General features: G+C 63.9%; 9 protein-coding genes. 4 read left to right on the top strand and 5 right to left on the bottom strand.

All coding sequences use genetic code 11. The features are described from left to right. Positions 1-26: 26 nt before the first annotated feature. Positions 27-950 carry a DMT family transporter gene (locus tag ASC97_RS31955; RefSeq protein WP_057472347.1) on the bottom strand — a complete coding sequence of 308 codons (924 nt, stop codon included), beginning with the start codon at positions 948-950 and terminating at the stop codon, positions 27-29. Between the two features lie 211 nt (positions 951-1,161). On the opposite strand from ASC97_RS31955, the gene ASC97_RS31950 reads away from it, so the two are divergent. After that, on the top strand, positions 1,162-1,581 hold the full coding sequence (locus ASC97_RS31950; RefSeq protein ID WP_244481629.1) for a hypothetical protein: 420 nt from the start codon (positions 1,162-1,164) through the stop codon (positions 1,579-1,581). Between the two features lie 68 nt (positions 1,582-1,649). Continuing rightward, complete coding sequence (locus ASC97_RS31945; protein WP_057472345.1) at positions 1,650-3,020, top strand: PepSY-associated TM helix domain-containing protein; 1,371 nt, start codon at positions 1,650-1,652, stop codon at positions 3,018-3,020. A 112-nt stretch (positions 3,021-3,132) separates the two neighbouring features. On the opposite strand, the gene ASC97_RS31940 is transcribed toward ASC97_RS31945, so the two are convergent. Both ASC97_RS31940 and ASC97_RS31935 read right to left on the bottom strand, forming a co-directional pair. Continuing rightward, positions 3,133-3,882: an SDR family oxidoreductase gene (locus tag ASC97_RS31940; RefSeq protein ID WP_057472344.1), complete on the bottom strand. Its 750-nt coding sequence runs from the start codon at positions 3,880-3,882 to the stop codon at positions 3,133-3,135. A 60-nt stretch (positions 3,883-3,942) separates the two neighbouring features. Next, positions 3,943-4,707: an SDR family oxidoreductase gene (locus ASC97_RS31935; protein ID WP_057472343.1), complete on the bottom strand. Its 765-nt coding sequence runs from the start codon at positions 4,705-4,707 to the stop codon at positions 3,943-3,945. Positions 4,708-4,833: 126 nt separating this feature from the next. On the opposite strand from ASC97_RS31935, the gene ASC97_RS31930 reads away from it, so the two are divergent. Then, positions 4,834-5,739, top strand: a complete 906-nt coding sequence (locus ASC97_RS31930) for a LysR family transcriptional regulator (protein ID WP_057472342.1) — start codon at positions 4,834-4,836, stop codon at positions 5,737-5,739. 9 nt (positions 5,740-5,748) lie between these two features. On the opposite strand, the gene ASC97_RS31925 is transcribed toward ASC97_RS31930, so the two are convergent. Continuing rightward, the gene (locus ASC97_RS31925) at positions 5,749-6,621 is read right to left on the bottom strand and encodes a LysR family transcriptional regulator (RefSeq protein WP_057472341.1); all 873 of its coding nucleotides are present in this window, start codon (positions 6,619-6,621) and stop codon (positions 5,749-5,751) included. Between the two features lie 95 nt (positions 6,622-6,716). Here ASC97_RS31925 and ASC97_RS31920 point away from each other — a divergent pair, with 95 nt between their 5' ends. Then, positions 6,717-8,009: an MFS transporter gene (locus tag ASC97_RS31920; protein WP_057472340.1), complete on the top strand. Its 1,293-nt coding sequence runs from the start codon at positions 6,717-6,719 to the stop codon at positions 8,007-8,009. A 49-nt stretch (positions 8,010-8,058) separates the two neighbouring features. On the opposite strand, the gene ubiB is transcribed toward ASC97_RS31920, so the two are convergent. Further along, positions 8,059-9,633, bottom strand: coding sequence for a 2-polyprenylphenol 6-hydroxylase (gene ubiB / locus ASC97_RS31915; protein WP_057472339.1), 1,575 nt, complete (start codon positions 9,631-9,633; stop codon positions 8,059-8,061). Positions 9,634-9,662: the final 29 nt, after the last annotated feature.

The raw sequence follows: 9,662 nt of genomic DNA, 5'->3' as shown, positions 1-9,662 counted from the left end.
GGCGGATAATAAGCAATCTGCGTCGATCAGGCCGGTTGCCGTTTGCCGACATTGCTGAAGATCGCAATCGCCATGCCGACGCCGGCAAGCTGCAACAGGGAGCCACCCGCTTCCGCCACGGTCGGAAGCCGCTGCTCGAAGACGAAGCCGAAGATCAAGCCGAACACCGTTTCTGCGACGATGAGCTGCGCGGCAAGCGCCAGCGGCAGGCGCCTGGAGGCGATCATCCAGAGAAGCGTCGCCAGCCATGCGCCGGCCAGCCCCATGATCAATGACCACAAGACGAACCGGAGAAGGTCGACGTCCGTGTAGACGAGCGGTGTGTTGATCGAGGTCATGGGAATGAGGACGAGGCTGCCGAGCCCGGCGCCGATGCCCTGGAGACCTGTCCACTGCAGAATGTCGGGAGCATCCGCCGATTGCATGGCCGCCGTGCTCGCAAGGCCGTAGATCACCCACAGAACGAGCCCGATGCACGCGGAACCTATTCCGAGAACGAGCATGCTCCGATCGCCCTCGGGAGCGGCGGCGAAAACCGAGACGTTGACCCAGGCGATGCCGGCGGCGATCAGCGCGAGGGGGGCCACAAGCAGCTGCCAGGCGACCGAACGATCGCGCAAATTGGCGATCAGCGACAACAGCACCGGCATCGTGCCGATCACCAGCGGTGGAATGGCGGCGCCCGCAAAGCGCACCGCGTAGGCGACGCTGACGAAATATCCGACATAGCCGATGCCGCCGAGAAGGAGAGCGGTGATGACAAGTCGCGGCTGGATGCCGCGCGGCCGGAAACGCGGATGTACCATCAGCACGATGCTTGCCAGCGCAAACAGGCCATAGCGCGCCACCGTCAGATCCAGGGTGGTAAAAGGCGCTATGGCGCGAGGCACCACAAACGTCAGCCCCCACAGGGCGCAGGTTGCTATGCCGCAAAGAATGCCGATCAGCATGGGGTTCTCCGGGGAGGCGGGCTCGGGGCGGACGGGAATCGCAGCGGCGACGGGACGCCGGATTCCACTATGCCGTAAGGTCCGGCGGCGCAACCGCCTGGCTGCGACATGGCTGGGGGATATCGACGCTCTTGTCGATCACGGCCCGTTGCGGACGATGATGGCTCCAGGGCGGCATCAAACCGGCGTGACATCGCGATGGTGTTGTGCCATGGACGACAATATGGGGATGATGCGGCGCTTATTGCAGGATAGAGTGTCTGGCAGCGCTATTGCGGTGCTGGTCGCCTGCCTGCTGTTGATCCAGGGCCTCCTCGCAGGCACGGCGCAGGGCGCGGTGGCGGCAACGGCTGCCGATCCCTTCCATGTCATCTGCTCCATGTCCGGGTTCGACCCGCTCGACCATGCCGGCCGTGACACTGCGCCGCTCAAGAAGGGGCCGGAGTGCCCCTGCGCTACGCTTTGCCGCCTGGCTGCGACGGCTGTTCCGGCAATCCTGGTCGAGCAGAGCGGCTTCCTCCACGTTGCTGTCGAAACAGCGTTCGACAGCGTTTTCCCAAAGGCGCTTGCCTCCGCGCCCGTCCTGCGCGGGGTGATCGCTCAACCCCGCGGCCCGCCTCTTCCTGCCTGACGTTGTGTTGCAGCCGACATCGCGAAACCCGCGTGTCGACCCCGATTCTTTCACGTTAGGAAATACTCATGTCCGATCTCACCATCGGTCGCGAGAGCACCGGCGCTGCCGTGCGATCCGTGTCCGACCTCTATCGCGCCGTCTGGCGCTGGCATTTCTATGCAGGCCTGATGGTCCTGCCTTTCATGATCACCCTCGCCGTATCGGGCGCACTTTATCTCTTCAGGGACGAAATCGATTCGGTCGTCTATTCCGAACTGAAGCGCGTCGAGGTTCGGCAAAGCGAGGCAAGCGTTGCGCCGTCCGCCATGGTGGCGGCCGCGCTTGCCGCACATCCGGGAATGGCGATCAAGTTCACCGACCCGGCGTCCGACTCAGGCTCCGCCGAAATTACGGTCAATACCGAGAGCGAAGGCAAGCTTGCCGTCTACGTAGATCCCTATTCCGGCAAGGTGCTTGGTGCGCTTCCCGATCGAGGGACGATCATGTGGACGATCCGCTACCTGCACAGCTTGAAGTATTTCGGCTCGTATGCCCGCGTCCTGATCGAGATTGCCGCCGGCTGGTCGATCCTTCTCGTCGGCACCGGTGTCTATCTCTGGTGGCCGCGCAGACAGACGGGCGGCGTCCTCAGCGTCCGCGGAACGCCGAAGCGCCGTGTCTTCTGGCGCGATACCCACGCTGTCACGGGCATTTTTGTCGGCTTCTTCATCGTCTTCCTCGCAATCACCGGCATGCCGTGGTCCAGCGTGTGGGGAGACAAGGTCAACGAGTGGGCCAACGGCAGCAACTTCGGCTATCCCGCCGGCGTCCGGACCGCCGTACCGATGTCCGACGAACATCTGGGTCATATCGCGAAAACGTCCTGGTCGCTCGAGCAGGCGCGGCTGCCGCAGTCGGCCGTCGATCCGCACGGCGTGGCGCCGATCGGGCTCGACGCCGCCGTCGCCACCTTCGATCGCCTCGGCCTGCATCGCGGCTATGCCGTGGACATCCCCAACACGCCAGCCGGCGTCTACACCGGGTCGGTCTATCCGGACGATCTTTCGCAGCAACGCGTGGTGCATCTGGATCAGTATTCCGGACAGCCGCTCATCGACATGAGCTATGCGGATTACGGCCCGCTCGGCAAATGGCTCGAATGGGGAGTGAACGTCCACATGGGCCAGCAATTCGGGCTGGCGAATCAGCTCGTGCTGCTCGCGGCCTGCATCGCAATCGTCCTGCTTGCCGTCTCGGCAGGTGTCATGTGGTGGAAACGACGCCCGGCCGGATCGCTTGGCGTGCCGCCAATGCCATCCGACAGGCGTGTGTTCAGGGGCCTGCTCGCCATCCTCGTCATCGGCGGGATCGTCTTCCCGCTGGTCGGCCTGTCCCTTGCCGTCATGCTCGCAATGGACTGGGTGTATCTCAGAATGGCAAGGCTGCGATCGATCTGAGGAACGAGGGCGCACAGTCGTTGACTGCGGTCGGCTGGTCGACGCTCACAACGAAAATGGCAAGGCCGCGGAGGAGAGCTGCCGCGGCCTTGCCATGCGTTCTTTGATGGTGTCAGAGGTTGCTCATCCCGCCATCGATGACGAGTTCGCTGCCGACGATGTATGCAGCCTCGTCGGAGGCAAGGAAGACGATGGTCTTGGCGACCTCGCTGGCATCGCCGAAGCGGCCGACCGGGATCTGCGACTGGATCTGGGCGGCCATTGCCTTGGAGTCTGCTTCCGACATGCCGAGCTTGCTGTAGAGCGGCGTTGCGATGGGGCCGGGGCTGACCGCATTGACGCGGATGCCGCGGCCGATGAGTTCGCCGGAAAGCGTTTTTGCCAGTGTCAGCAACGCCCCCTTTGTCAATGCGTAGACGCTGGAATTCGGCATGCCGATATGAGCGTTGATCGAGGTATTGAGCACGATCGAGGTCTGCTTCGAGAAGATCGGTAGAAGCGACTGAATGAGGAAGTACGGCCCCTTCACATTGATCGCGATGGATTTATCGAAGGCGGCTTCGCTCCACTGTTCGAGCGGACCGAACTCGGCGACGCCCGCATTGACGAAGAGAATGTCGAGCTTGCCGAAGGCACTCCCGATCGCTTCGGCCACGGCCTTCTGGCCAACCGCGTTGCCGGCGTCCGCCTGGATCACCAGTGCCTTGTCGCCAAGCTCGGCGCGGGCGGCCTCGACGCTCTTGGCGCTGCTGCCGGTGATCGCGACCCGCGCGCCTTCGGCGATGAATTGGCGCGCGGTTTCGAGGCCGATGCCGCTCGTGCCGCCGGTGATCAGTGCTGTCTTGTTTTGCAGGCGTGCCATTGTCTCTGTTCCATATAGCTGATGTTGGCGATTGCGGTCATCCGCTCGTCGGGCATTGCGTCAGGTGCGGGTGATCGAGGCGCCGCCGTCGACCAGCGATGCTGTTCCGGTGACGAAGCTGGAATCGTCCGAAGCGAGGTAGAGAACCGAGCGGGCGAGTTCATCCGGAGCCGCAACACGCTTCAGCGCATGCAGGTTGGTGATGAAGCTCTGCTTGTCGGACGTGTCGTTCATCTCGCGATACATGTCCGTATCGACCGCGCCAGGCAAGATGGCGTTGACGCGCACTTTCTGCTGGCCGAATTCTGCGGCAAGCGCCTGTGTCAGGCCGATGATGCCTGATTTGCTGGCGGCGTATGCAGCAACACCGGGGAAAGCGAAGCTGTAGCCGACGAAGGTCGACGTGAAGATGACCGAGCCGCCGCCATTCTTTTCCATCTGGCCGATCTGGTGCTTGGCAGCCAGGAACGAGGCCGTGAGGTTGATCGTCAGCGCCTCGGCAAAGCCGGCTTCGGATACGCCGGTGCTCGGGCCCGCTTCACCGAGCGTTCCGGCATTGTTGAAGGCGACGTCGAGCTTGCCGTAGCGTTCCACCGCAGCTGCCACCAATGCCTTGTGATAGGATTCCGAGCGGACGTCGCCGGCAATGGCGACGGCGTCGCCGCCCGATGCCTTGATCTCGTCGACGAGGCTGTCGAGCTCTGCCTGGCGGCGGGCGCCGACGACAACCTTGGCGCCTTCGGCAGCAAAAAGCTTTGCCGTAGCACGGCCGATGCCGGAGCTTGCGCCGGTGACGATTGCGACTTTTCCATTCAAGCGGTTCATTGATTTCGTCTCCGTTGGCGGGTCGGGGTGGCGTTTGCCGTCCCTTTCGATGAGTGGAAGATGGCATTTTCCTTTTGTTCGGATTAGTCTCCAAATCACGGAACTCGAATTCGGAAATACCGAACGATGATCAGGATAGAGGGAATAACGGCCTTCGTGGCCGTCGTGGAATCAGGCTCCGTCAGCGAAGCCGCGCGGCGCCTGCGCCTTTCCAAATCCGTGGTCAGCGAGAGATTGGCCGAACTGGAGCGATCGCTCGGCGGGATACTCCTGCACCGGACGACGCGAAAGCTCACGCTGACCGAGGATGGCACTGCCTTTCTGGAACGCGCGACGCGTATCGTGCAGGAAATCGAGGAGGCCACCGCCGAAATGGCCGTGCGTCGCGGCACGCTGTCCGGACCGCTGCGGATCGCCGCCCCCGTCACCTTCGGTCGCATGCATCTCGGCCCTGCGCTTTATCCGTTTCTCCTGGCGCATCCGGATATCGAACTGGTCCTCGACATCGATGACCGTCGCGTCGACGTCTCCTCCGAGGGCTACGATGCCGTCATCAGGCATGGCCCGATTATCGATTCCCGATTGGTCGCCTGGAAACTCAGCCGAAGCCGCCGGCTGCTGGTTGCCTCGCCCGGCTATCTCGAGCGCCATGGCGTGCCGAAGACGCTGGCCGACCTCGACCGTCACAAGGGCATCTTTTACACCAATCGCGGCGCTGCCGACTGGCGATTCCAGACGCCTGATGGCGCCATCGTCGTGCGCGCCAAGCTTGCCGTCGGCATGAACAATGGCGACATGATCCGCGACGCCGCCGTGGCTGGCCTCGGCGTGGCGCTGCTGCCCGCCTTCATCGCCGGCCCGGCCATCGGCGAACGGCTGCTTGTCGAGATCGATGTCGGCTACAGGCCTGAGGCCGAGTTCATCTATATGGCCCATCCCGAGGGCCGCAATCCGTCCGCCAAGCTGCGGGCCGTGGCCGATCACCTGCGCAAGGCATTCGGCGATCCGCCTTATTGGGACCCTGCCGGCTGAGCCATGCGATCAGATCAGGCTCATCATGTTGGCCGCGACGCGCGAGCGTTGTCCCTTGAGCACGGCGAGCCCGAGACGCGCCACGAGCGGCGGGCCCTCGATAGGTCGATAGGCGACGCCGTCGAGCGCCAGATGCGCGATCGAGGCAGGCACGATCGACACGCCGAGGTCGGCCGCGACAAGGTTCACGACCGATGGAATCTGCGGCGCCTCCTGCGTCACCACGAGTTCGAAGCCGGCATCGCGGCAGCCGCGCACGATGTCGTCGTAGAGGCTGAGACCCACCGTGCGCGGAAACAGGATGAAGGGTTCGCCGGCAAGGGCTGAGAGAGGCACCTTGCTGTGTCTGGCAAGCGGATGGTGGGCAGGAAGCGCGATCAGCATGGGTTCGTCCGCCAGCCGCTTCAGCCTGACGTCCTTTGGATCTTCCAGACCGGGACGGATGAAGGCGACGTCGATCTCCTCCCGCATCAGCTTTTCCATCAGCCAGTTGCTGTTCATTTCGGTCAGCGACAAGCCAACCTCCGGCCACTGTCCGCGAAAACGGCGGATCGTCCCGCTGACCGCCGTATTGAAGGCCGAGGAGGCAGTGAAGCCGAGCGCGAGACGGCCGGTCTCGCCCCGGGTCGCGCGCTGGGCCGCGAGCTTCGCCTTCTCCGCAGATGCCAGCGCTGCGCTGGCTTCCGGCAGAAACGCGGTGCCCGCCTCCGTCAGTTCGGCACCGTGCGGCACACGGTGAAACAGCATCGCACCGATCTCGTTTTCAAGGTCGCGGATCTGTTGGCTGAGCGGCGGCTGGCCGATACCGAGCTTTGCCGCCGCACGCGTGAAGTTTTTCTCGTCCGCCACGGCGAGGAAATAGCGGATATGGCGAAGTTCCATAGGTATCTCCAAAACATATCGACAACGGCAGTTTCATATATTGGACAAATAGCGCTGCCTTGGCTAGATCAAAAGGCGTGAAAGGTTGGTGCCCCATGCCACGCGCCGCAGACAAGCAGCCAGACGCCCTCGAACGCCAGTCCCGCCCCAGTCTCCAGATTGTCCGTACAACCGTGCCGCCCGGGGCCGAATCCGCGGAGGAGCGGTTCCTGGTGCGCGGCACCGCGGCCTACCGGCGCGCCAGCGTCGCACTCTTCCTGTCGGGATTCGCGACCTTCTCCCTGCTCTATTGCGTGCAGCCGCTGATGCCGATCTTTGCCGAGGATTTCGGGGTCAGCCCGGCGGCGAGTTCGCTGTCGCTGTCGTTGTCGACCGGTTTCCTCGCCTTTGCGATCTTCTGTGCCGCAGCGGTTTCCGAGGGCTTCGGACGCCGCAGCCTGATGTTTGCCTCGCTGCTGGGCGCCGCACTCTGCACCGTCGCCTGTGCGCTCGTTCCGAGCTGGCATGCGCTTATGGCCATCCGCGCACTGGAGGGACTGCTCCTCGGCGGCGTGCCGGCCGTCGCCATGGCCTATCTGTCGGAAGAGATCGATCCGCGCGGCCTTGGCGCCTCCATGGGCCTTTACATCGCCGGCAATGCCTTCGGCGGCATGGCAGGCCGCGTCGTGACCGGTACGCTCGCAGAATATTTCTCGTGGCGTCCGGCGCTTGGCGCCATCGGGCTTCTGGGTCTTGCCGCCGCCATCGGCTTTTTCGTCCTTTTGCCCGCGTCGCGCAACTTCACCCCGCGCCGGGGCGTCGATGCCCGCTTCCACCTGAAGGCCTGGCTCGGGCATGTCGGCAATCCCGCCTTGCCGCTGCTCTTCGCCATCGGCTTCCTGGCGATGGGCACTTTCGTCACCGTCTATAACTACATCGGCTTCCGCCTCGTCCAGGCGCCCTACAATCTCAACCAGACCGAACTCGGGCTGATCTTTACCGTCTATCTCTTCGGCATCGCTGCCTCGTGGACCGCCGGCATGCTGGGAGATCGCGTCGGGCACTTCATCGTCCTGCCGGCAGGCATTGCGGTTGCCGCGACAGGCGTCGCCGTCACCTTGTCTTCCTCGCTGCCGCTGATCGTCTTCGGCATCGTGCTTCTGACGTCTGGTTTCTTCATTGCCCACTCGGTCGCAAGCGCACTGGTCGGCCGGCTTGCGCGCGGCACCAAAGGCCACGCCTCGTCGCTCTACCTGCTCGCCTACTACATTGGCTCCAGTGTCGCAGGCTCGGCCGGAGGATACGTCTGGGGGACGGGCGGCTGGAACGCGGTGGTCGTCTTCACGCTGACCATGCTGGCACTGGGCATGATCGCGGCGCTCGCCGTTGCGCGGCTGGCCAGACCTTAGCCGGCCATATCCGGATCGATCAACCAATCCGCTTGCAGGGCGGCCCCGATCAGGTCACGACCCATGCGATATAGAGAAGCGTCAGCGCGATCACCCACAGGGCGAGGCGGCCCGAACGCCCGTGGCGCGCTTCGGACTTGCCGATCGCCTCTGCCGTTTCCGCATCGAAGCGCAGGCCGTGCTCGCTCATATGCACAAGCTGGTGATGGAATTTCTCCGTCTTGGCCGCAATTTCGGGTGCGGCTTCCGCAAGCTTGATCGCAGCCTTGAAGCCATCCTTGATATCGGTGACGATACGCTTCGGGCCGAGATTGTTACGGATCCAGTCGCCGACGACGGGCTCGGATGCCTTCCACATGTTGAAGCGCGGATTGAGGATGCGCGAAACGCCTTCGACCACCACCATCGTTTTTTGCAGCATCACCAGTTCCGGCCGCGTCTCCATGTCGAAGAGTTCGGTCACCTCGAAAAGCAGCGTCAGCAGCTTGCCCATCGAGATGGTCTCCGCCGGCTGCCCGTGGATGGGCTCTCCGATCGCCCGGATGGCCTGCGCGAAGCTCTCGACGTTGTGGTGCCCGGGCACGTAACCGGCCTCGAAATGCACCTCCGCCACGCGGATATAATCCCGCGTGATGAACCCGTAGAGGATCTCGGCGAGGAAGCGGCGTTCCTTCTTGCCGAGCCGGCCGACGATGCCCATGTCGACGGCAACGATCATGCCCTTCGGATCGACGAAAAGATTGCCGGGGTGCATGTCGGCATGGAAGAAGCCATCGCGCAGCGTATGGCGCAGGAACGATTGGATCAGCGTGTCGGCAAGGGTGTTGAGGTCGTGGCCGGCAGCCCGCAGGCCGTCCACGTCGGACATCTTCACGCCGTCGATCCACTCCATGGTTATGACGTCGCGGCCGGTGCGTTCCCAGTCGACCGTCGGTACGCGGAAACCCGGATCCTGCTGGGTGTTTTCGGCAATCTCCGAAAGGGCAGCGGCCTCCAGTCGGAGGTCCATCTCGACCTTGGTCGTCTGCTCCAGCGTCTTCGTCACCTCGACCGGCCGCAGCCGCCGGCTCGACGGCATGAAACGCTCCTGCAGATGGGCGACCAGATACATCGCCTCGATATCGTGCGAGAAGCGCTGACGCACGCCGGGGCGCACCACCTTGACGGCCACTTTCTTCAGGCCGGCGGGCGTTTCCACCTCCGCGGGGTGCACCTGGGCGATGGATGCGGCGGCAATCGGATTGCCGAAGCTCGCATAAAGCTCCTCGACCGGTCGGCCGAGCGAGCCCGCGATGCTCGCCTTGGCTGCTTCCGGTGGGAAGAAGGCCATCCGATCCTGCAGCTGCGAGAGATCGTCCGCGAACTCGACGCCGACGACATCCGGGCGCGTCGCCAGGAACTGGCCGATCTTGACGTAGGAAGGCCCAAGCCGTTCGACAGCCTGGGCGAGCCTGTCGCTGCGCTTCCTGGACCTGGCGCGGTTGCGGGCAAACAGGCCCGCAAACGACTTGGCGGCACTGACGGCCGGCGGCAGGTCTTCGGACGGCAGCGCCGAGACGACGCCTTCGCGCACAAGGATCCAGCCGACCCGTGCGAGCCGGAAATATGCGCCGAGCGTACTCATGCGGCGGCATCCACCGGCTGCGTCAATGA

This window comes from Rhizobium sp. Root1203 (assembly GCF_001424945.1).
GTDB lineage: Bacteria > Pseudomonadota > Alphaproteobacteria > Rhizobiales > Rhizobiaceae > Rhizobium.
The sequence above is the reverse complement of the archived record's forward strand: the minus strand, read 5'-3'. Positions and strand labels throughout refer to the sequence as shown.